Below are 22,116 nucleotides of genomic sequence, written 5' to 3'. Positions count from 1 at the left end.
TCAGAAAAGATGAGGCCATAAGATGCATGGAATAATTATTCTGGTCAGGTGAAGAAATTTATCTGGCGAGACGCGCCATCGTCTCCTGCCAGACGAAAGGCGTTAATTCCTGATAGCTCACGCCGCGCTCAGCCATGGTTGCTGGCAGACCAGCCTGTATCTGCTGCGTTGCCTTGCTCATGAACGCAGCGACGCCGACATCCTGTAGCGTTTTAACCACTTCCCCCATCTCTTCGGCGCGTCTGACGCCATGCTCCGCAACCCGGCTGATAAGGTAGTGCGGCAGCTGATCGTCCCATCCCAGCGATGGAAAGCTGGCATGCAGCGAAGCAAGAACGGCCTCTTCCACGCCATAGTGCTGTGCGGCGCTGAGGCACTCGGTGGTGAGCGCCTCCAGACCTTTTATCATCACGCTGCGACACATCTTAATTGCCGAAACGTCCCCAATATTGTTACTGGCCGCGCGTGCGTTGCAGCCCAGCATGCACAGGGCGACTGCGGCGCGAGCCGCCGCTTCGCCGCCTGTCAGCAGCGGCGTCTGCAGACGTTTAGGCGGAACGGGAGCCATTACCGCAACGTCCAGATAGTCTCCGTCACCCTTTTTTATCGCCTTCGCCGCCGCGCGCTTGGTTTCAGGCGCAACGGAGTTGAAGTCGAGAAAAAGCTGTCCGCTACCCAGCAGCGGCGCCGCCTGCGCGGCGACCTCCAGGGCATTTCCTGCTGTAACCAGCGACAGCACAAATTCAGCCCCTTCCAGCGCATCCGCCATCGAGCTGGCTGGCTGAACCGCAGCCTGTTCCGCTATCGCGCGTAACGACGCGCCTTGCTCAGTAAGAAACTTTTTATCCCAGACGCGCACATTTGCGGCGCGCGCCAGCTCCTGCGCGTAAATTTGCCCTGCTTCGCCAAAGCCAATCACTGCTATGCGCGTCATTTCACGTCTCCCCGTTTGCCCGACCAAAGCGAACCCGGGATCGCGACACGCCCGTCAAACAGCAGGCGGGCGGTGCGAATCAGCCCACTGTTTACCACGTTGCCCGCCTCATCCCGCGTGAGCATCACGCTGAATTCGCCTTCGGGATGTTCTATCGCCAGACGCTGTTCCTGCGCCTCGCTGACCTGCGCCAGCCCTTCTGTTACCGAACCGGGTATCAGGCAGGCTGTCGCCACGCTCACCGCCCCTAACACCCCGATCGAAGCGTGGCAGCGGTGGGGAATAAAAGTACGGGTGGTGAGTGCGCCGCCCTTTTCCGGCGCGGCGATCAGCGTCATCTTCGGTACGGTGCGTTTCGCCACATCCCCCAGGTTCATACGTGGCCCCGCCTGCAGGCGAATCGACTCCAGATGCGCTTTCAGCTCATCGTCGTTGTCCAGCTGCTCGCGCGTTTCCAGCCCGCTGCGTTGCAGATCGGCGGCGCGCAGCAATACCACCGGCATGCCGTTATCAATACAGGTCACCTCAATGCTATCAAAGGTGTCGCGTGCGTTCCCGGTGGGCAGTAGCGCGCCGCAGGTGGAACCGGCAATATCCTGGAAGTTCAATACCTGTTCGGCGGCAGAGCCGGGCACGCCATCTATTTTCGTCTCGCCCTGATACTCAACCGCACCATCTGGCGTGGCGATACGCGCCTCTGCGATTTGACCGGTGTTGACCATAAAAATACGCACCCGCGTGACGTCACCCTGCACCTTGACCAACCCCTTTTCCACCGCGAAAGGCGCGACGGCGGCAAGAATGTTGCCGCAGTTTTGCCCGTAATCCACCACTGCTTTATCGACGTTGACCTGGGCGAACAGGTAGTCGACATCAGCATCCGCGCGTGCGGAAGATGAAATAATCGCGACTTTACTGGTCAGCGGATCGGCGCCGCCCAGGCCGTCAATCTGGCGCGGATCGGGCGAGCCCATCGCCGCCAGTAAGACCTCATCGCGCAGCGGCGCCTCGGCGGGCAGATCGCTGGCGAGAAAACAGGCGGCTTTAGAGGTGCCGCCACGCATTAATACGCAGGGAATAAGGGTCTGTTTCATGATCAACTCTTCTGCAGCTCATCCAGAGAATCGACGTAGCGCAACCCCTTTTCTGCCAGCTGCGCGCGCATCTGATAAATATCCAGGCCAAGCTCGCCAGCCGCCAGCCGCACACGCTTACTCTCCTCATTAGCGACGCGCTGCTCCGCAGCCTGCGCCACCGCGGCGGCATCCGCGCGCGGCACGATCACGACGCCATCGTCATCCGCGACGACGATATCGCCCGGATAAACCAGCTGGCCGGCGCAGATCAGCGGAACATTCACCGAGCCCACCGTCGCTTTAACGGTGCCCTGCGCATAGACGGCGCGTGACCAGACGGGAAAGTTCATCTCACGCAGCGTCTGGCTGTCGCGGATACCGATATCCCCTACCAGCGCCACGACGCCGCGCGCTTTTAAGGAGGTTGCGAGCAGATCGCCAAAGAAGCCGTCATAACAATCAGACGTGGGGGCAACGAGCAGCAGATCGCCGGGCTGGCACTGCTCTACCGCGACATGAAACATCCAGTTGTCGCCGGGAGAGACCAGTACGGTTACGGCGCTACCTGAAACGGTAACGTTCTGCTGAACAGGCCGCACCCGCACGTCGAGCAGCCCCTGACGCTGCTGCGCTTCATGAACCGTCGCCACGCCATACCGGGCAAACTGTTTTACTAACTCGCTGCTGGCCCGCTCAATATGGCGAACCACGACGCCCTTTTTATTCACCAGACTCATGCCAGATCCTCAGTTACGCGCGGGAACAGACTCTGATACCCTTCGCCGTGGGTGATAACGCGGGTAGAAGTGATGCCGGTATTGCGTTTCGCCTGTACGCCGCGCTGCAACGCCACGCGCGTATAGTATTCCCACAGATGTTCCTGACCGGCCATGCACTGAATGGCTTCATATTTTTTGTCCCAGACGGACGTAATATCGAGCAGCACATCCGGCTTCCACTGGCACTGTTCCGGCTGATGAGGTTCAAAACAGTAAACCGGCGGCGCGCCTACGATGGGTTCGCCCGGACGATAGCCTTCAGCCTGGGCGATAATGCGCGCCTCCTGCGTCAGGTGGGCCGCCAGAGGGTGATCGTAGTTGTAGGGGTCGGCAACCGAGTGTGTCAGCACGAAGTGCGGCTGTACGCGACGAAACACATCCGCCAGGCGGAACAGCGTCTCTTTATCGGCACGCAGCGGATAATCGCCTAAGTCAAAAAATTCGATGCTGGCGCCCAGCACCTTAGCCGCGGCTTCCGCTTCAGTACGACGGTGCTGCTTTACTTTCTCCTCCGTCATATCGCCTTTGCGCCATAACTTCGCTGACTCTCCGCGCTCGCCAAAGGAGAGGCACACTACGTGCACGTCATAACCGCGAGAATGATGCAGGGCAATCGCCCCGCCCGCGCGCCAGACAAAATCAGCAGAATGCGCACTTACCACTAAGGCACTTTTTTTCACTGAGTTTTCCATCATGTTTCCCTGCTGTTGCGTTTTTTTCATCCTGGCACGCGGCTTTTCAGGCGAATAATGCCTTTCATTGCGTCAGCTATGATTTTTATTTATGTTGTGATTACGATCCCGTCTTAACCCCAGGTAATCATGAAAAGAAAACAGGAAGATAATGATATTAAAATCATGCAGCTACGCTCTCTTTGCATGGTTGCCGAAAGGGGTACCGTCTCCAGCGCTGCAGAAAATTTATTTCGGACCCAGTCTGCAATTACGCGTTCTATACGTGATCTGGAACACACATTAGCCGTCCCGCTTTTTGAGCGGCACGCCAGCGGCATGCTATTAACCGAGCATGGCAAATGCGTGTTGCCTCGCGCGCAGCGCGCCATTCAGGAGCTGAATCAGATCCCAGCCCTGCTGGCGCGGTTTAAGCAGCGGGAAAGCCTGCGTGATGACGCCGAGCCCGTCTGGCTGTTTAACGTCAGGCGGCTGCAAATTTTTTTACGGCTTTACCATCTGCACCATACGCAGAGCGTGGCCAGCCTGTTGAATATCAGCCAGCCTGCCGTCAGCGCCGCGTTAAAAGTGCTGGAGAAAGGCGCGGGCGTCGCCCTGTTCCAGCGTTCGCCCAAAGGCATGATCCCCTCCGCAGCCGCGCGGGAAATGGCGCCGCATATCAGCCGCGCGCTGAATGAGATTCGTCACATACCGGAAGATCTGGCGGCGCAGGCGGGCGTATTGCAGGGCACGGTCAACGTGGGCGCACTGCCCTTGTGCCGCAGTACCATTTTGCCTCGCGCCATTGCGCGCCTTGTGACGACGCACCCGGCGGTTAAGGTGGTTACTAACGAGAGCGCCTATAGCGCTCTTGTCACGGAATTACGCGCCGGCGAGGTGGATCTGATTCTGGGCGCGCTGCGCCACGATGAGGAGGTCAACGATATCGCCAGTCAGGTGCTGTTTACCGAGGAGTTAGTGCTGGTGGTTCGGCCGCAGCACCCTTTAGCGGGCAAACCGCTGGCGCCTGACGATCTTGCCAGCGCCCAGTGGATCTTGCCGCGCGATAATACGCCGGCGCGGCATTTGCTGGATCGCGCTTTCAGAACGCTGGGAATGCCTGCTCCACTGCCGGTCGTGGAGAGCGGCGATCTGGCGATAGTGCGCGGGCTTCTGATGAATTCCGATATGGTGGCGGCGGTCTCTCGCCATCAGCTGGAATATGAATTGCGCGCCGGCGCTTTGTTGCCGCTGACTTTACCGCTATCGGACACGCGACGTGAAATTGGCATCACCCTGCGGCATACCGCACTTCACTCTCCCGCTACGCTGGCGTTAATTGACTCTATTAACGCTGAAGCCGCGCCATACGCTTCCTAAACGAAATTCATACGCTACCCGCTTCCGTCCTGCGTTACAGGCCCGCTTACGGCATCTGCAGGGCCGTTATTTGCGTTCGGGAGTATGCCAACTCGCTCACAATATAAACGCAACTCATACCTCTAAAAGCCTTTTTTGACAGACACCATGCGCCACTCTGCTTACCGTGTAACTGGATTGTTAAAACTCTTACTACGACAAAAACGACCCTCCGTGCCTGACAAGAGAGCTAACCATGAACACAAACAAGCTGGTCGATATCAAGGCCTGGATTGATTCGCGACCCATTTCAGCCTTTCAGTGGCGCGTACTGATCCTCTGTCTGATCATCATTATGTTTGATGGCTACGATGCGGCCGTCATGGGATTTATCGCGCCTGCACTTATTGAAGAGTGGCACATATCCCGCGCGGCTATGGGGCCGATCCTGGGTGCGGCCATGTTTGGCGTCGCCATCGGCGCGCTTATCGCAGGGCCGTTATCCGATCGCTTTGGCCGTAAAAAGATTATTTTGCTCTCGGTGCTGATGTTCTCTGTTTTCAGCCTGGTGTGCGCCTTCGCCACAACGCCCGTGCAGATGGCGCTGATGCGCTTTGTCGCCGGGCTTGGCCTAGGCGCCGTTATGCCTAACTGCGTGACGCTGCTGGCGGAATATATGCCCGAACGCCGCAAGGGCGTCATGATTACGCTGATGTTTAGCGGTTTCAATATTGGCTCGGGGCTGGGCGGATTTATCGCCGCCGCGCTGCTGGTCCACTACAACTGGACGGCCGTACTGATTTTTGGCGGCGCCGTGCCGCTGGTGCTGCTGCCCTTCCTGAGCCTGCTGTTGCCTGAATCGGCGTTTAATTTGCTGGTGCGCAGGGCGCCGCGGAAGAAAATCGCCGCGCTTCTGAACCGCATGGGCGGCCACTTCACTCAGGATGCGTCCTTTGTGCTTAATTCACCGCGCATTAACCGCAACAGCACCATTTCTCAGCTGTTCCGGCATGGTTTCGCCCGCGGCACCATCATCTTGTGGGTAACCTACTTTATGGGGCTGTTTGTGATCTATCTGCTGAACGGCTGGCTGCCTACGATTATGCGTTCCGGCGGCATCTCGCTGGAGCAGGCTGCCATTCTGGCGGGTCTGTTCCAGCTCGGCGGGCCGCTGGGAGGAATAATGGTCGGCGCGCTGATGGATAAGCTTAACGCCAGATATGTTATCGGCGTGGTTTACCTGCTGGGCAGCCTCTACCTGCTGGCACAAGGGCTCTTCGGCTTTTCCGGCGTGGCTCTGGGCGTGTTTATCTTCGTTATCGGCATGTGTATTAACGGCGCGCAAAATGGTTTGCAGGTTTACTCGCCCGCCTATTATCCCACCGAAATTCGCGCAACTGGCGTGAGCTGGATGCATGGCATTGGCCGCACCGGCGCGATTTTAAGCTCATCCGTCGGCGGGCTGCTGATGGGGGCGTTTCCAGCCCAGTCGGCCATTTTCTATATTCTGGCCGCCCCTGCGCTATTCGCAGCGATAAGTATCGTGCTGCACCGGAATGTCGCGCTCTCTTTAAAAATTAAAGGAGCGGATTTAAATGACATTCCTTCGCTGTCACAAACTTTAAATAACAGATGAAATCTGGCTTGCACAGCCTGAATACATTAACAGGAATATTATTATGACAAATCATATGGCGGAACCCTGTTTCGATATCGCCCATCTGGCTCACGTTGAGATTTATAGCGATAAATTCGAAGAGAGCCTCGATTTCTTCGTTAACGTTTATGGTCTTACCATCTCGGCCCAGGATGAAAATCATGCATGGCTGCGCGCCTGGGATGATTACGAATTCCACAGCTTAAAGCTTACCCGCCATGATACGACGGGCGTGGGGCATATAGCTTATCGCGCCAGTTCGGAAGCCGCGCTGATGCGACGCGTGGCGGCGATAGAGGCCAGCCAGTATGAGGTGCTGGGCTGGGTGGATGAGGATCGCGGACATGGGCGCGCTTTTCGCTTTGCCGATCCCTTTGGCCATGTGTTTGAAATCTATTACGACACCGTTCGCTACCAGGCTGAAGAGAATGAGCGCCCTTCGCTGAAAAACCTGGCGCAGCGCTATCACGGGCGTGGTGCCTGCCCGCGTCGCCTTGATCACCTCAATCTGCTGGCGGCGGACGTAAGCGAGTTTAAGAACTTTATGGAGACCTGCCTCGGCTCACGGGTAACCGAGATGATACAGCTGGATAACGGTCGTATTGGCGGTTGCTGGTTCACTATTAATAATAAAACTTACGATCTGGCCTGCACCGAAGAGCACGGCGGCGGCAACGGGCGTCTGCATCATGTGACCTACGCCACCGACTCGCGGGAAGATATTCTGCGTGCGGCGGACATCTTCCTGGAGAATGGCATTCACATCGAGACAGGCCCGCATAAGCACGCGATCCAGGGCACTTTTTTCCTTTACGTCTGGGAGCCTGCCGGCAACCGCATCGAGCTGGCGAACTCCGGCGCCCGCCTGATCCTGGCGCCGGACTGGCAAACCATTATCTGGACAGAGACGGAACGGAAAAAAGGACAGGCCTGGGGCCTTAAAACCATCGAAACCTTCCATACCCACGGCACGCCGCCGACGCCGAAGCAGCTTAAGGATTAACGCAGTTAACCGGCCGTCTTTGCGCGGCCTTTTTTGTTTCTGGCTGCTCGCGTCGCCGACCGCTCGCGAGCTATTGCTCTCTGAAAGTCTTACTCCTGCCGTTTTAGCGTAATACGCGTCAATTCTGATGGACGCCCCAACCTCACCGCCATGCCAGGCCAGAGAGCGGTTCCGTTATTGACGTAGAGCTGCATGCCATCCACAGGGTATAACCCCGAGACAAAGCCGCCGTTGGGTTTGGCGAACAGCCGATCCAGCCCAACGATAAGCCCGCCATGCGTATGGCCTGACAGCTGTAAATCAACCTTTTGCAGCGCATTGCTACGCGCGTTGCGCGGCTGGTGATCGAGCAAAATGACAGGCGCATTTTCTGGCGCGCCCTCCAGCGCTTTTGCCAGATCGGGGCCGACGGCATGCCTTCGTGATGCCGAGGCATCAGGCAGGCCAGCAATGACCAATCCGGCGTCGCCGCGTTTGATAATGACGTGGCTGTTGAGTAAAGGCTGCAGTCCCAGTGAGGCCAGGTATTCGGTCCATCGCTGCTGTTCAAAAAAATATTCGTGATTACCGGTGATGGCGAAAACGCCATCCGGCGCATGCAAATGACGTAACGGCTCCACATCCTCCCTGCGGTTCTGCACGGTGCCATCAATAACGTCACCCGTAACAACGATAAGATCGGCGTTAAGGGAGATCGCCCTCTCTACCATCTTTGCGGCCCAGGCGGCGTTAAAAAGTTTGGTGATATGCAGGTCCGTAAGCTGGAGTAACTGATAGCCTTCAAACTCGCGGGGCAGGTTTTTGATTCTGATGGTGACATCCTTTACCGGCGGCACGCGTATTGCCTGATGCACGCCAGTGGTTGCCAGCACCATGGCAATAAGTGCCGCCAGATAACGCACTGCTGGCGTAATCTCTAACGGATGCCTTATCAGCAGCGAAAACAGCGCCACAGCGTCGATCAGCAGCTGCAACAGCGCCAGAAATAATACGGCGCCAAACGCCCAGTTAAAGAGAATGGTAAGCGCGCGAGGCATTTCGGGTGAAAAAATGCCGCCTGCGGTAAACCGGCTTATCAGCAGGTATTGCGAGGCCAGCATAACCAGCACAGACAGGATAATTTTTAACATTAGCGGCATCGCTAATGGGAAAACGAAACGCGCGATAACGTACCAGCTCGGTATACTAAAAATCAGATGAAACATCTCTCTTCCCTGTTGGTATGCGCTTATTTAGCGCAAAAAATTAGCCTGAAATAGCCGGGTTAAGCTTGATCAAGATTTGAAGCGTAGCACGAACGCGGCCAGTCGCCGCCTGCGCCGCCTGGTTTCCGGCACAAAACGGCGCGTCAGGATCATGATGAGCCAGGGTTTGCCACTGTCATCGCAGGATTGATGTTGTCAGGCGGGAGAGATAGCCAGCGTTAGAGCGGCCTCAGGAGTTTCGCCGGGTTTCCAGCATAGATCCCTTTGATAAGCACTGGTTTCGTTACTACGCTTCCAGCGCCAATCACTGCGCCGCTGCAAATTTCCGACGTCAGGATCGTTGCTCCGCTGCCAATAGAGACGCCGTCCCCCAGCACGATCGTTATCCAGCGGTCAGGGGAAGGATCGGGCGCGCCGTTTTTGAACAGATCGTTTGCGAACATTACGCCATGTCCGATAAAGCAATCGCTGCCCGTCCTGACGTTTTCACAGATAAAGGTGTGTGACTGAATACGGGTTCGGCTGCCGATAACGCATCCTTTCTGTATCTCGACAAAGGGACCGATAAAAACGTCCTCGCCCAGTTCGCAGCCATAAATATTGACTGGCGTGACGATCTTAACGTTGTTCCCTTCTTTAACGTGATGAATGCCGCTTTCCATAATCTGCATGACGCTCTGGCCTTAAAAGAATAAGTTAACCACAGTTAATCAGGCCTGAGCGAAAAGTAAAATCCACGGCGTGATTTTGTACTTTGAGATCAAACTCTTTAACTTTACGCCTCATAGGCTGCAACCAGAAAGGATAAAAGAAGAGCGACGGCAGCCGCCATCACTCGTTTGCGGTTTCTCATTAATACAAACGCCTGTTCAGACAAGATTCTGACTTTTCAGGTAGGCCGCAAGTCGATGCTTTAGCCGACGCGTCTGAAAATTCATTTCAGTCCAGACGTATAACGGCGACTTGATGAAAATTTCACGCTCTTCAGCACGGAGTTGCGCGTATTTTTCACAGTGGATACAGCTGTCATAAAACCAGAAATATTCGTCCCGGCTTAAAAGCGCGCGACAGTGCTTACAGTAAGCTCCCATAAATTCCTTATTGTCTGAGGCGTTCGCCAGCGGCCAGCAAAGCGATTGTCGCCTGAATGTCTCACTGCGTCTCTATTGCAGACTGTCACGTGCTCCATAAATAACTGGCGCGTCTCTGTTCCGTCATATTTTGCAGTCTGGCCTGTTGTTCCAAATTACGGGCAGAGCTGCATAACTGGCAATGCGAATTATCCTCAAATATGCGTTCCTGCGGGCGCAGGCATCGCTTTTTGCCCTCTTGCCGTAAATAAAAAACCCGGCCACAGGGCCGGGTTATTGCGTCGCGTTGAAACCACAAATCAGATGAATGTAAAAATATCTTCCTGCGGCAGACGAGATTTTGGCAGCGCGGCGTTGAAATCCTGCTCACTGCGGTATCCCAGCGATACCAGCACCACGCTGGTCAGCCCTTTTTCACGCAGGCCGAGCGCCTCATCCAGCACGGCGGTATCAAACCCTTCCATTGGCGTAGCGTCGATATCCAGTAAAGCCGCGCTCAGCAACAGACCGCCCAGCGCCAGATAGACCTGTTTCTCCATCCACTGCGGTAGATCGCGCTGAACGTAGCGATGCATATCAACATAGCCGCGACGACTTTTATCCTGTCCCGCTTTTGCCGCCGCATCGCGGAAACGCCCGTCTTTCTCCTCCTGCTCCAGTACGGTTTGCAGATGGCTTTCGTCCAGGTCGGCCCGCATACAGAGCGCGATAACGTGCGAGGCGTGCAGCACTTTTGGCTGATTATAGATAAACGCGCCGGCAGTGGCGCGGGCGATCGCCTCGCGCCCCTCAGGGGTTGACGCCACCACGAAATGCCAGGGCTGCGAATTGACCGACGAAGGCGTATTGCGCAGCACATTAAGCAGCGTTTCGATCTGCGCGTCCGGTAGCGAACGAGAGTCGTCAAAGGCTTTTACGGTATGGCGTTTCGCCACGGCTTCAAGAAGCGTCATTACTCTTTCCTTAATCAGGGTTATTCGCGGTCAGGTTAAAACCCTTCCAGTACAATTTTGCCGCGCGCCCGGTTGCTCTCGATGAGCGCATGGGCGCGACGCAGATTCTCTGCATTGATGGTGCCATAGTGTTCGCCTTTCGTGGTGCGCAGCGTGCCGTCGTCGATCAGACGGCGCACGTTTTCCAGAATCTCATTCTGGCGTGCCATATCCGGCGTCTGGAACAGCGAACGGGTAAACATCAGCTCCCAGTGCAGCGAAATGGCTTTACGCTTCAGCGGCATCGCGTCAAGCGTTTCAGGATCGTCAATGACCGCCAGGCGGCCCTGCGGCGCCAGCACTTCTACGATCTGCTGATAGTGCTTGTCGGTATGAGTCAGGCTGGCGACGTAGCGTACGCTCTCGACGCCAATTTCGCGCAGCCCTTCCGTCAGCGGACGGCTATGGTCGATAACGTCATGCGCGCCAAGTCCGCGTACCCAGTCGGCGGTTTCCGGGCGTGACGCGGTTGCGATAACGCGCAGGCCGGTCAGCTTGCTTGCCAGCTGCGTCAGAATCGAGCCGACGCCGCCGCCCGCGCCGATAATCAACAGCGCCTCGTCTTCATTCTCTTTGACTTCAAGCCGATCGAACAGCAGTTCCCAGGCGGTTAGCGAGGTCAGCGGCAGCGCGGCGGCATCCGCATTGCTCAGCGAGGCGGGCTTATGTCCGGCGATGCGTTCATCAACCAGGCCATATTCGGCATAAGAGCCGGGACGGTCAATGGCGCCAGCATAGTAGACTTCATCGCCGGGCTTAAACAGCGTTACGCTATCGCCGACCGCTTCAACCGTCCCGACAGCATCCCAGCCCAGGATGCGCGGCTGCGTTGTCGGCGCGCCATTGCGCACTTTAGTATCGACCGGATTAACGGCAATCGCGGCGATTTTCACCAGCAGATCGTGCGCACCCGGCTGGGGCTGCGGCAGTGCGGTGTCGTAGAGCGATTGCGGATCGGCGATCGGCAATCCATTCTGGCTGTAGACGATAGCTTTCATCTCGTTTCCTTTTATCAGTAATGAGTTTTGCTGGTGCTTAGTAACAGGATAGGACGCCTGCGCAAGGAGAAAAACCCGTTGGCGGCAGCAGCAGTTTCACTGCTGGAGTGAAAATCCCGGGGTATTAAGGCTTCTGGCGTAGAGAATCTGGCTGAACGGCGGCAGCGGAAGCGGATAAATAACAGTCAAACGCATCGTTATGGATGTACAGACGTCTAGATGTAGATTATAGTCGCTTCCCTACAAGAAAAGGGATCTGGCTTATGAACAAAAAAGTGCTTTCTATTCTGCTGGCCGCGTCAGTCACGCTGCTCAGCGCCTGCAACAAAGATGACGACAGCAAAATTAAAGTAGCTATCAATACCGGCCCGGACCAGACGTTATGGGACACCGTGAAACAGGTGGCGCATGATAAATATCATCTCGATGTCGATGTCGTGGCATTCAACGACTACGTGCAGCCCAATGAAGCGCTGTTCAATAAAGACGTCGATGCAAACGCCTTCCAGAGCCTGCCTTATCTGGAGATGCAGTCTAAAGAGCGCGGCTACCACTTTGCCGTGATTACCAATACCTTCGTTTTCCCGATTGCGGGCTATTCACGCAAAATTAAGTCGCTGGATGCGCTGCCGGACGGAGCAACGATCACCATATCTAACGAAGCGACTACGCTGGGTCGCAGCCTGCTGCTGCTGCAGGCGCAAGGTCTGATTAAGGTGAAACCGGAAGCGGGCCTGCTGCCGACCACGCTGGATATCACCGATAACCCGAAAAAACTGAAGTTCGTTGAGGTCGATACTCCGCAGCTGGCGCGTACTCTCGACGATCCGCAGGTTTATGTCTCTATCATTAATAACAACTTCGCCGCGCTGGCTAACCTGTCCGCCTCGCGCGACGGCATGTTTATGGAAGGCAAAGCGTCGCCTTACGTAAATGCCATCGTGGCGCGCGAAGATAATAAGGACAGCCCCAATATCCAGAAGCTGAAAGAGGCGTTCCGCTCGCAGGAAGTGCTGGATAAAGCCAACGAAATTTATAAAGGCGATATTATTAAAGGCTGGTAATTCTCCCTTTTTACGCCCTCGCCTCTGCAATCCTGATCGGTTGCGGAGGCGGTTCCCAGCGTCGCTTCTTTTCGCACTCTGTGCTGCTTCACTCCTTCATGACAAAAACAGCCAGAATGTAAACAAATGAAAATATCCTCATTAAACCTTCATTAAGTTATCAGGCATTATTTCTATAACATCTCATTAGCAACTAAAGCTAAAACGCATAACATTTACTGGCGTTTATTACTCTTGTCATAACCGATAATAAATCTGATAACCGTGCATTCAACCCTGAAGGAGCTGCTAATGAAAGAATTAGTGCAGGATGTTTTATCTATCTTTTCTCCGCAGAGCGTAAATCCCGTATTGATTCGTTCGGGCCTGTCTCAGCATGAAATCGCCTCCGTTCAACCCTTTGCCGTCACCTCTGTAAGCTGGGTGACTTCAATGGAAGAGCTTAATGCGGCTGTCGCACGCAAAGCGCACGAGGCTGGCGCGGTCGGATATCACATTACGGATGTTGAATCGCACAAATCTGGTAGCGACGACCAGCCCCTGCTGGCTGCGAAAGCCACGCTTTACAACATCCCCGATGCGAGCGGTAATGAACAGCTGACGGCAGGATTTATATTGTAATTAATCCCGGGCCAGCGAGCTGCATAAGGCGGCCCGCTGGCCCGGACCTGAGTGTTACCCGGTTTTGACAGTGTTCCCTGACAAGTTTCTGTGAATCGCGCTCAATGCTGAGAGATTTTAACAATCTTTTAGTATGTTGTAACTACAGGCGGGTTGTTTTAAAACCGTTATGCTGGAGATAACCACAGAATAAACTTTGTTATAGATCAATAGCGAAAATTGCTGCTATTGAATAAGCCATAAGCAGATGCTATAACTGCGATACGTTTATTACCGGAGCACAATCCGTCCACCGACGAGAAGCAACAGCGTGGATGTCTTGTTTAAATTATGCGCGTAGCATTTGTTCATCCTTCTCTTTTTTCTTGCCCCCTTCCTTTCTGGAATAGTGACGATCGACACTGGCGTAGCGCCCTGTAGCCCCCTGCTCGTTTCCATTTGCCAAAAATAACGTGCGTCTGTATGGCGCAGGTCGGTTAAATAGTTGCGACAGGAGTCAGTTATGTTTCCATGGGTTTTATTATTACTCGCCATTTTTAGCGAAATTATCGGCACGCTGGCGATGAAGTGGTCCAGCGTTGATGAGAGCGGGACAGGTTATTTGATCATGCTGGTGATGATCGCCTGCTCCTATATTTTCCTGAGTTTCGCCGTCAAAAAGATCGCGCTCGGCGTCGCCTACGCATTGTGGGAAGGCATCGGCATTGTATTGATTACGATATTCAGCGTGCAGATGTTTGATGAACCGCTATCACTGATGAAGATCGCCGGCCTGACGGTGCTGATCGTCGGCATTATGCTGATCAAAACCGGCACCACGCAGAAAAAGGAGCAGCCCCATGTCCTCCGCTGATATCACGCATATGCTCTGGCTGGCGCTGGCGATCCTGCTGGAAATAGCGGGCAATATTTTCCTGAAATATTCTGACGGCTTTAAAAAGCCCTTGCTGGGCCTCGCCTCGCTGGTCTCGGTATTGCTGGCGTTCAGCGCGCTCTCTCAGGCGGTTAAAGGCATCGATCTTTCAGTAGCCTATGCGCTGTGGGGCGGGTTCGGCATTGCCGCTACCGTCGCCGCGGGCTGGGTGCTCTTTGGGCAACGTCTTAACGCCAGAGGCTGGGCAGGACTTAGCCTGCTGCTGGCAGGGATGATCCTTATCAAACTCGCCTGATGCCCTGGATCGCCCTGCTGCTGTTGAGCGGCAGGGCGATACAAAAACAAAAGTTGTACAGACTTAGAAGCGTCTCAAAACTCTTGACGTATGCTTCGCTTGCGCCACAATACAAAGACTTAACCAGAATCATCCCCATTTGGTAGCATTTTTTGCAAAAAAGTTAACGCAATTATCTTGCATATTCTTGTACATCTTTTCTTTCGATGTACAACTTGTCATTTTTTTGACTGATCATCGTTTAACTCATTTGGGGTAAAATCATGCGTCAGAGCAGCAGCCTTCTCTCTTCATCTGAAGATATCGCGCGTTATTTTCGTGAAGCCAGCCTGCCTTCCCAACAGGAGACGCTGGGTCAGATTGTTGTTGAACTTCTTCGCGCAGGCAAAAACGTCAACCGTAAAGGTATTTGCACTAAGCTGGTAAGACGACTGGAAGTAGCCTCTACGGCCGAAGAAGAGAAACATTATCAGCGTCTGATCGGCCTGCTGTTAGGCCGTTAATTCCCGATTGTCTTGACGATTTCCGTTTTTCCGGCACGGCCTTAAGATTTAAGCAGGCATTAGCTGGCTCACGCCAGCACCAGCCAGGTGCGCTGGTTCTTTCTGTAGTCAACCGCACCTCAATCCTGCCCCGCTATCAGGGGCGTGCAGCGGGACACAGAGCATATGTTATGTATAAAAGTAATGAAGAAAGATTGACCGACATTGTTATCGGCGAGGCAACGCTGGAGCTACTGCTGTCGGATAAAGCGATATCCAGCCGGGCGCTGATGGACGTTTTGCAGCGCATGGCTGAAGACGAGGCTGATGAAGAGAGGCAGCAGGTCATTGCCCGCGCCATTCAGGAAGTGCAGCAAAACCTTTCTACTCAGTCAGCGCAGTCGCGCGTCACGCTGCGCGACCGCAATAATACGGAACATCACTTTAAAGGCGAAGCGATGCCGGGCGACAAACGCAAACACTGACCTTCTTCCCCGGTTTACGCTCAGGAGCGCGCTATGAATATTGCCTGTCTTGGATGGGGTTCGCTGATCTGGAAACCGGGCAATCTTCCCGTTGAGGGAGAGTGGCATCAGGATGGCCCGCTCTTTCCCATTGAATTTTCACGCACCAGCGACGGCGGCGAACTGGCGACCGCTATTTGCATGAACGCGCCACCGGTAGCGGTGCTCTGGGCCAGGATGACGACGCAGGATTTGCGTCAGGCCGTTACTCAGCTGCGCGAACGCGAAGGCATCCCCGATGAGCGTGTCGACGGCATCGGCATTCTTTCCGTGACGGCGGATTCGCCCGGCACGCTGGCCGAATGGGCGCGCAAGCGCGATCTGGATGCGGTGATCTGGACCGGTCTGCCGCCTAAACTGGGCAGCAAGGAGGGCTTGATCCCAACGCTGCCGCAGGCGATTGATTATCTGCAGCAGCTGGAAGGCGAAGAGGCAGAGCATGCGCGCGCCTACATCATGCAGGTTCCCGCGCAGATCGATACCCCTTACCGCCGCGCCATTACCGCCCGTTTTGGCTGGGATCAATAATTTTCGTCGCCAGCGCATAGTCATAGAGGCGCTGGCTGGCGAGATTCTTCATTTTAACCTCGCACATAATATCGAAGGCGTTAAACGACAGCGCCCAGTCATTTAGCGTCTCATTAAAGTAGTAGTCCGAGTGCGCGCGCAGTTTGGTTTTCGCCACGCCCAGATTCTGCTGATCGGGATAGCCGCGCTCCGGTATTAACCCTTCCTGGGAAATCGAGTAGTGCAGCACCGGCTGCACGCCGCGCCAGGATTCCATAATCAAAGGGATACGGGAGTCGTCAGGCTGGATAAAAGCGTTCTCTTTTACCCAGTGATGATGAATATCCAGCACGATGGGGCACAGCGCCCTCGCCTGCAACACCTCATCCAGCGAACAGGAAATCTCATCGTTTTCCACCGTCAGCATATTGCGCGCTTCCGGGCTGAGCCGGGCGAAGGCCTGACTAAAGCCTTCAAATCCTTTTTTGCCATTCATATGAATGTTGATCTTAAAATCCTGAAACGCTTTACCGAAGCCCATCAGAGTGGCGCACAACGCATGATACTCCACGTCCTCAATCGCACGTTGCACAACGTCGGGGTTATCGGACGCCAGCACCGAATACTGTCCGGGATGGAAAGAGAGCCGTATGTCATGCTGACGCGCCAGCGCGCCGCAGCGTTCAAACAGCGGGTAGAGATCGGGCAAAAACTCACGGTATAACGGCATGGCTTCAGGCACGGTATAGAGCGGCAACAGATCGCTGCCGATACGCATCATGCGCAGGGTCTCCGGCTGGGTAGCGAGCGTTTCCAGCAGGCCGGCAAGGTTGGTCAGGTTCAGACGGGCAAGGTTAGCGATCAGCGCAATCTGCTCATCTCGCTGTAAACGCAAAAAGCGCGTGCGGGTTGTGCTCTTAAACGGGAAATGTTGTTTGCAGTCTGCATCCAGATACTTACACGCGAAGCCTAATTTCATATTTCCCCCTGTTAAACACAAACAGTAAGTTTAACAGTTATTTGAAAACCGGCCGGATACGAGGAGCTGCGAACAAGCCTGCCTGCGCAACGTGCGCAGGCATAGCCTTTAACCGCGCGCTTTTTTCGGCTTATTGCTGCTGTAGATAAAGCAGAGCGCAATCGCCAGGCAGACAACCGCCGCCAGGCGGCTCGGCGAAAATGCGATTGCCGCATTGCCTAACCAACCGAAATTATCAATCAGCATGCTCATAGCGAGCTGGCCGAAGATCACCGCGACGGTGGCGACAGCCGCGCCGATGCGCTGCACTGCCAGCACCATAATCACGATATAGGGAACGCCACAGAGCGCCCCCAGCAGCTGCCACTTCGGCACATCCAGCAGCGTATGCGTCTGCGGCGGCGCAAAAAAGAAAATCAGCAGCGCGGTTACCACTGCGCCCAGCGCAAAGGTCAAAAAGGCGCAGCGGAATACGCCGACTTTGCCGCCGAGCTGCCCGTTGATGGCGGCCTGAATGCTTAACAGCGCGCCGCCCACTACGGCTAAACAGATCATAAAAATCGTCATACTACCCTCGGGCTACCAGCGCCAGCGCGATAATAATAAACACCAGCGCAATAATGCGTTTGCCATCGATTCTGCGATGCGGCGTTCCCAACAGACCAAAATGGTCAATCACCAGGCTTTTGAAAACCTGCCCGGCAAGAATGCCGATCATGGTCATGGCAATGCCGATCACCGGCGTCGCCAGCGTCAGGATCACCACATAGCCGGGGCCTAAAATGCCGCCCAGCAGCTGCCAGCCCGGCTGTGCGAAAAATGACGGGCTGTTGCGCGGACTAAAAAAGAGCATCAGTAAGAAAGTGAGCGCTGCGCCGACGCCAAAGATGCTGAACGTCGCCCAGAGATCGCCTACCTGCTGGCCCAGCGGCCCGAGCAGCCCTGCCTCTACCGACAGCCCCATCCCGCCGGCAATAACCAGTAAAATAAAAATGAGTTGCATAACCGCTTCCTTTAAATCGAAGCGCAACAGCATAGTGGAGTCGATCAAGTTGAAAAACGCTATAGTGTGGCAAACACTTTTGCAGGAAACGCATTAATGGACAGTACCGGCTCAATAGATTTGCGCGCGCTGCGCTTTTTCCTGAGCGTTTTTGATACGCAGAACTTTTCAGTGGTGGCGCGGCGCGAAGGCGTTTCTGCTTCCGTCGTCTCGCGCACCATTCTCCAGCTGGAAGATGCACTCGGTCAGCAGCTTTTTTATCGCAATACGCGCGCGGTGATGCCGACCGAAGCGGGTCGGCTGTTTGTTGATTATGCGCGCGCTATCGATAATCAGTTCAGCGAAGCGCGGCAGGCGCTGCAGGCGCGATCTCTGGAGCCGTCCGGCCTGGTGCGGCTCAACGCGCCGGTTTTTTTCGGCCAGCGGCATATTGCGCCCTGGCTGGCGCAGCTGTCGGCGCGCTATCCGCTGCTGGAAATTGAGCTGACGCTGACGGATGATTATGTCGATCCACACCGTACCGCTACCGATCTGATCTTTCGCATCGGCCCCCTTACGGACTCCTCGTTTCACGCGCGCGTGCTGGGCAGCCAGCGTTATTATCTGGCCGCTGCGCCGGCATACCTTGCTAAACATGGCGCGATCGCCACCCCGGAGGCGTTGAGCGAGCATCACTGTCTGGTCTACCGTGGCTCCACCGGCGCGAACCGCTGGCTTTTCAGACGTCGCGACGAGTCCTGGATACAGTATCCCGTGAAGGCGCTGCTTTCATCGAATAACGCTGAAACCTTACTGACCGCCGCGCTGGATGGCATGGGGATGGTGCTCTTTCCCGACTGGCTGACAGGCGATCATCTACGAAAGGGCAATTTAGTCAGGCTGCTGGAAGAGTATGAGGCTGGCATCAATCCTGTACCGCAGCAGATTGCAGCAATCTATCCCCATACGCGGCATCCTCCGCTCAATGTGCGTGCGGTCATTGATTACTTTGTTGACGTTTATGGCGCACCGCTTTACTGGCAGCGCGACGCGCCTGTCGGCTTCTAAAAACAGTAGAGGGTTACAAGCGCCATTGTCAGAAAAGTGACGGCGGCAATGCATAACGTTTTTTCAATAAAATCGGGTTCGCTCTGCATATAACGTCTCGTCTGAAAGGCAAAAAAAAACAGCCATCCTGTCCGATGGCTGTTATTTGAAGCGAAGCGGCTATAAAGCGATGTCATAAGTGGATTTCAGACATCAGCGCCTCACCTCTGCAGTTATAGATAAAATGCATTCAAAATGCAACTTTAAGCCGCACTGATTGCACAAAAAATTTGTGGTTTTGCCATTTGAAGAAATTTTGCACATTCAAAAGGTTAGGGATTTTAAACTTTAAATAAAAATGCAACGTCAACCCGGCGGGAATATAAAGCGAAACGGCTGTCGAATTTCGCTGCTTATTAGCTGGCAGCGACGCACGAACTATTTTTTTACTTCTCAAAAAAAGCGCTAGACAATACCAGCGCGACTTCTGGTAATGTGTGGCTCACAAAAACTAAGACCGGAATTATCCATGCTGACAACCATAATCTATCGCAGCCATCTTTCAGACGACGTGCCTGTAAAAACGCTGGATAATTTAGCGGTAAACGCGAATAAGATTAATGAAACTTTTGACGTCACAGGTATTCTGCTGTTTGACGGCACCCACTTTTTCCAGCTTCTGGAAGGTTCTGATGAGGCGGTGCGCGCCATTTATGCCCGAATCTGCGCAGATACGCGTCACCACAATTTAGTTGAATTAATGTATGACTACTCTCCTTCGCGCCGCTTCGGCAACGTCGGCATGGAACTCTTCGATCTACGCAAGTATGACAAAGAGACGGTGCTGCAGGCGGTGCTGGATAAAGGCACCTCAAAGTATCAGCTCACCTATGACGATCGCGCCTTACAATTCCTGCGTACCTTTGTCGAGGCGCGAGAAAAAGCCAACTACTTTGAAATCCCTTCAACCGACACCCTGCATTTTGTCGTAGAGGAAACGCTGGAAAAAGCGATTGCGCCGCCTGACGCCGCAGACTGTAGCTTCGCTTTTCAGCCGATCATCGATCCGCTGATGCAACAGATTGTCTCGCTGGAAGCGCTTATTCGCACGCCGGACGGCAGCGCGCCCGCTGACTATTTCGCGCAGTTTCCCGGCGACAAAATTTATGCCGCCGATATAAAAGCGAAGGGCGTCGCCTTTGCGCTGGCGAAAAAGCTCGATATTCAGGGCCAGACGTTATCCGTCAATCTGCTGCCTATGTCGCTGGTGATGGTGCCGAATGCGGTGGAAATTTTGCTGGATCAAATCAGACAGAACGGGCTGGTGCCGGAGCAGGTTGTCGTAGAGGTGACGGAAAACGAGGTGATTTCGCGCCTCGATGAATTCACTATTGCCGTTAAGCAGCTGAGAGCAGCCGGCATCAGTATTGCGCTGGACGACTTCGGTGCGGGCTTTGCCGGACTCTCGCTGCTGTCGCGCTTTCAGCCGGACAAGATCAAAATCGACCGCAATCTGATCATTGACGTGCACAAGAGCGGGCCGAAACAGGCGATCGTTCATGCGATTCTTAAATGCTGCTCCTCGCTGGAGATCAGCGTTATCGCAGAAGGCGTCGAGAAGCCGGAAGAGTGGATGTGGCTGGAAGCTGCAGGCATCAGCAACTTCCAGGGATATCTGTTCGCCAGGCCGCAGCTGAACGGCATTCCCGCGATTGCGTGGCCAGAAATTCAGTAATCCTTTCAGCTGGCCGCCATCAGTGCGGCCAGCCGGTTATCCCCAAAAAAAGTTAAATGTCGTCGTTCGGCGGAATGACATTTTTCCCTAGCTTAACCAGAAAACTCCCGTCAACGCGTTTGATTTTCGCGCCGCGGTCGCCCCAGTACATTGCGATGCCGAAAAACTCATCGGCGGAGAGCTCATAGCCAATAACAACCGCTTTGTGTTTGCCGCTGCTGAGCAGTTCATTCAGCTCATCCAGATTACTGGCGATAGCGTATTCCATATTTCCCCCTGGTGGTTAATTTCAACAGTGCTGCCAAAGTTTAACCATACGCTATCCGGGCAAATCCGCCATCTAAACCGCTTCGCCTCCGATAACCTCCCTGATGCGCTGCGCGATATAAACCGCATGGGTCTCCAGCGCGAAGTGGCCCGTATCCAGTAGTTCCACCTGCGCGTTGGGGTTATCCCGCAGGTAAGCCTGTGCGCCCGGCGGAATAAAAAAGGGATCGTTTTTGCCCCAAATCACCAGCGTCGGCAGCTGCCTCTCGCGGAAGAATCGCTGAAAATCTGGATAGCGCGTCAGGTTGCTGGCGTAATCCAGAAAGAGATCCAGCTGAATCTCTTTGTTGCCGGGTCGCTCCATAAGTAACGAATCAAGCATATAACCTTCCGGCGCGACCAGCGTCTCATCGCTGACGCCATGCAGATATTGCCAGCGGGTTCCTGCCAGATTCAGCACGTTATCGCGCACAACCTGGCGGTTCTCCGCTGTCGGCTGCGCCCAGTAGCGACGGATCGGCTGCCACGCATCGCCTAGTCCTTCCAGATAGGCGTTGCCGTTCTGAGAAATCAGCCCGGTGACCCGCTCAGGACGGGCCAGCGCCAGCCGCAGCCCGCTCGGTGCGCCGTAATCAAACACGTAGAGCGCATAACGTTCCAGCTTAAGCGCATCAACAAAAGCGGTCAGCGTCTCGCCCAGCGCATCGAAGCTGTAAACATAATGTCGCTCATCCGGCACCTCGGTGAAACCGAAGCCGGGCAGATCGGGCGCCACCAGATGGAATGTATCGCTCAGTAAGGGAATAAGATCGCGGAACTGATACGAAGCGCTTGGGTAGCCGTGCAGCAGCAGCAGCGTAGGTCGCTCAGGATTGCCCGCCTCGCGGTAGAAAACGCGCACGCCATCGGCTTCGACATAGCGGTAATGCACAGGGTATTGCGGATTGCTGATCATAAGGAACTCCTCTTAACCG

Annotated in this window: 25 protein-coding genes; 12 read left to right on the top strand and 13 right to left on the bottom strand. The window is 54.8% G+C overall.

Going from position 1 to position 22,116, the window contains the following annotated elements; genetic code table 11:
* Positions 1 to 58: 58 nt before the first annotated feature.
* The 4 genes from EKL29_RS16335 to galB are packed head-to-tail and all read right to left on the bottom strand — an operon-like array spanning position 59 to position 3,484.
* Complete coding sequence (locus EKL29_RS16335) at positions 59 to 934, bottom strand: DUF1932 domain-containing protein (protein ID WP_126690208.1); 876 nt, start codon at positions 932 to 934, stop codon at positions 59 to 61.
* Positions 931 to 2,028, bottom strand: a complete 1,098-nt coding sequence (locus EKL29_RS16330) for a 4-oxalomesaconate tautomerase (protein WP_126690207.1) — start codon at positions 2,026 to 2,028, stop codon at positions 931 to 933. The genes EKL29_RS16335 and EKL29_RS16330 overlap by 4 nt, the downstream gene beginning before the upstream one ends.
* Before the next feature lie 2 nt (positions 2,029 to 2,030).
* Positions 2,031 to 2,747 carry a 4-carboxy-4-hydroxy-2-oxoadipate aldolase/oxaloacetate decarboxylase gene (locus tag EKL29_RS16325; protein ID WP_120456133.1) on the bottom strand — a complete coding sequence of 239 codons (717 nt, stop codon included), beginning with the start codon at positions 2,745 to 2,747 and terminating at the stop codon, positions 2,031 to 2,033.
* On the bottom strand, positions 2,744 to 3,484 hold the full coding sequence (gene galB, locus EKL29_RS16320) for a 4-oxalmesaconate hydratase (RefSeq protein WP_120456577.1): 741 nt from the start codon (positions 3,482 to 3,484) through the stop codon (positions 2,744 to 2,746). Before galB ends, EKL29_RS16325 begins: the two co-directional genes overlap by 4 nt.
* Positions 3,485 to 3,610: 126 nt before the next feature.
* Here galB and EKL29_RS16315 point away from each other — a divergent pair, with 126 nt between their 5' ends.
* The 3 genes from EKL29_RS16315 (at position 3,611) to EKL29_RS16305 (ending at position 7,479) form a co-directional block, all read left to right on the top strand.
* Positions 3,611 to 4,840, top strand: a complete 1,230-nt coding sequence (locus EKL29_RS16315; RefSeq protein ID WP_126690206.1) for a LysR family transcriptional regulator — start codon at positions 3,611 to 3,613, stop codon at positions 4,838 to 4,840.
* Positions 4,841 to 5,075: 235 nt separating this feature from the next.
* On the top strand, positions 5,076 to 6,455 hold the full coding sequence (locus EKL29_RS16310) for an aromatic acid/H+ symport family MFS transporter (RefSeq protein ID WP_126690205.1): 1,380 nt from the start codon (positions 5,076 to 5,078) through the stop codon (positions 6,453 to 6,455).
* Between the two features lie 43 nt (positions 6,456 to 6,498).
* Positions 6,499 to 7,479, top strand: a complete 981-nt coding sequence (locus tag EKL29_RS16305) for a VOC family protein (protein ID WP_126690204.1) — start codon at positions 6,499 to 6,501, stop codon at positions 7,477 to 7,479.
* Between the two features lie 89 nt (positions 7,480 to 7,568).
* On the opposite strand, the gene EKL29_RS16300 is transcribed toward EKL29_RS16305, so the two are convergent.
* The 4 genes from EKL29_RS16300 to EKL29_RS16285 form a co-directional block, all read right to left on the bottom strand.
* Entirely contained in the window at positions 7,569 to 8,684 is a 1,116-nt protein-coding gene (locus EKL29_RS16300; RefSeq protein WP_126690203.1) for a metallophosphoesterase, read from the bottom strand.
* A 218-nt stretch (positions 8,685 to 8,902) separates the two neighbouring features.
* Positions 8,903 to 9,355, bottom strand: coding sequence for an acyltransferase (locus EKL29_RS16295; RefSeq protein WP_126690202.1), 453 nt, complete (start codon positions 9,353 to 9,355; stop codon positions 8,903 to 8,905).
* Between the two features lie 719 nt (positions 9,356 to 10,074).
* Positions 10,075 to 10,728, bottom strand: a complete 654-nt coding sequence (gene nfsB, locus EKL29_RS16290; RefSeq protein WP_126690201.1) for an oxygen-insensitive NAD(P)H nitroreductase — start codon at positions 10,726 to 10,728, stop codon at positions 10,075 to 10,077.
* Positions 10,729 to 10,763: 35 nt separating this feature from the next.
* On the bottom strand, positions 10,764 to 11,765 hold the full coding sequence (locus EKL29_RS16285; protein WP_120456116.1) for a zinc-binding alcohol dehydrogenase family protein: 1,002 nt from the start codon (positions 11,763 to 11,765) through the stop codon (positions 10,764 to 10,766).
* Between the two features lie 263 nt (positions 11,766 to 12,028).
* On the opposite strand from EKL29_RS16285, the gene EKL29_RS16280 reads away from it, so the two are divergent.
* From EKL29_RS16280 to EKL29_RS16250, 7 genes are all read left to right on the top strand, one after another.
* Entirely contained in the window at positions 12,029 to 12,829 is an 801-nt protein-coding gene (locus tag EKL29_RS16280) for a MetQ/NlpA family ABC transporter substrate-binding protein (protein ID WP_120456114.1), read from the top strand.
* A gap of 291 nt (positions 12,830 to 13,120) precedes the next feature.
* The gene (locus EKL29_RS16275) at positions 13,121 to 13,450 is read left to right on the top strand and encodes a DUF1471 domain-containing protein (protein ID WP_120456112.1); all 330 of its coding nucleotides are present in this window, start codon (positions 13,121 to 13,123) and stop codon (positions 13,448 to 13,450) included.
* Positions 13,451 to 13,952: 502 nt separating this feature from the next.
* Positions 13,953 to 14,303 carry a multidrug/spermidine efflux SMR transporter subunit MdtJ gene (mdtJ, locus tag EKL29_RS16270; protein WP_120456110.1) on the top strand — a complete coding sequence of 117 codons (351 nt, stop codon included), beginning with the start codon at positions 13,953 to 13,955 and terminating at the stop codon, positions 14,301 to 14,303.
* Positions 14,290 to 14,619, top strand: a complete 330-nt coding sequence (gene mdtI / locus EKL29_RS16265) for a multidrug/spermidine efflux SMR transporter subunit MdtI (protein ID WP_126690200.1) — start codon at positions 14,290 to 14,292, stop codon at positions 14,617 to 14,619. Before mdtJ ends, mdtI begins: the two co-directional genes overlap by 14 nt.
* Positions 14,620 to 14,882: 263 nt before the next feature.
* A complete protein-coding gene (gene ycgZ, locus EKL29_RS16260; protein WP_033791039.1) occupies positions 14,883 to 15,122 on the top strand; it encodes a regulatory protein YcgZ in 240 nt (79 codons plus the stop codon).
* Between the two features lie 170 nt (positions 15,123 to 15,292).
* A complete protein-coding gene (locus EKL29_RS16255) occupies positions 15,293 to 15,586 on the top strand; it encodes a hypothetical protein (protein WP_120456106.1) in 294 nt (97 codons plus the stop codon).
* 33 nt (positions 15,587 to 15,619) lie between these two features.
* Positions 15,620 to 16,153, top strand: coding sequence for a hypothetical protein (locus tag EKL29_RS16250; protein ID WP_120456105.1), 534 nt, complete (start codon positions 15,620 to 15,622; stop codon positions 16,151 to 16,153).
* Here EKL29_RS16250 and EKL29_RS16245 read toward each other — a convergent pair.
* The 3 genes from EKL29_RS16245 to EKL29_RS16235 all read right to left on the bottom strand — a co-directional run bounded on the left by EKL29_RS16245 (position 16,125) and on the right by EKL29_RS16235 (position 18,114).
* Entirely contained in the window at positions 16,125 to 17,111 is a 987-nt protein-coding gene (locus tag EKL29_RS16245) for a UV damage endonuclease UvsE (RefSeq protein ID WP_126690199.1), read from the bottom strand. The genes EKL29_RS16250 and EKL29_RS16245 overlap by 29 nt on opposite strands.
* 108 nt (positions 17,112 to 17,219) lie before the next feature.
* Positions 17,220 to 17,678 carry a DMT family transporter gene (locus EKL29_RS16240; protein ID WP_120456101.1) on the bottom strand — a complete coding sequence of 153 codons (459 nt, stop codon included), beginning with the start codon at positions 17,676 to 17,678 and terminating at the stop codon, positions 17,220 to 17,222.
* Between the two features lies 1 nt (position 17,679).
* The gene (locus EKL29_RS16235; RefSeq protein ID WP_120456100.1) at positions 17,680 to 18,114 is read right to left on the bottom strand and encodes a DMT family transporter; all 435 of its coding nucleotides are present in this window, start codon (positions 18,112 to 18,114) and stop codon (positions 17,680 to 17,682) included.
* Positions 18,115 to 18,210: 96 nt separating this feature from the next.
* Between EKL29_RS16235 and EKL29_RS16230 the strand changes: the two genes are divergently transcribed.
* Together EKL29_RS16230 and EKL29_RS16225 are read left to right on the top strand one after the other, a co-directional pair.
* A complete protein-coding gene (locus tag EKL29_RS16230) occupies positions 18,211 to 19,161 on the top strand; it encodes a LysR family transcriptional regulator (protein ID WP_126690198.1) in 951 nt (316 codons plus the stop codon).
* A 508-nt stretch (positions 19,162 to 19,669) separates the two neighbouring features.
* Entirely contained in the window at positions 19,670 to 20,875 is a 1,206-nt protein-coding gene (locus EKL29_RS16225) for a diguanylate phosphodiesterase (RefSeq protein WP_126690197.1), read from the top strand.
* A gap of 52 nt (positions 20,876 to 20,927) precedes the next feature.
* Here EKL29_RS16225 and EKL29_RS16220 read toward each other — a convergent pair whose 3' ends face one another.
* Complete coding sequence (locus EKL29_RS16220) at positions 20,928 to 21,143, bottom strand: hypothetical protein (protein WP_120456093.1); 216 nt, start codon at positions 21,141 to 21,143, stop codon at positions 20,928 to 20,930.
* Positions 21,144 to 21,215: 72 nt separating this feature from the next.
* Complete coding sequence (locus tag EKL29_RS16215) at positions 21,216 to 22,097, bottom strand: alpha/beta fold hydrolase (RefSeq protein ID WP_126690196.1); 882 nt, start codon at positions 22,095 to 22,097, stop codon at positions 21,216 to 21,218.
* Positions 22,098 to 22,116 lie beyond the last annotated feature (19 nt).

The sequence above is a fragment of the Pantoea sp. YU22 genome (assembly GCF_003970755.1).
Taxonomy (GTDB): Bacteria; Pseudomonadota; Gammaproteobacteria; order Enterobacterales; family Enterobacteriaceae; genus Pantoea; species Pantoea piersonii.
This window is presented reverse-complemented; position numbering and strand designations above follow the sequence as displayed.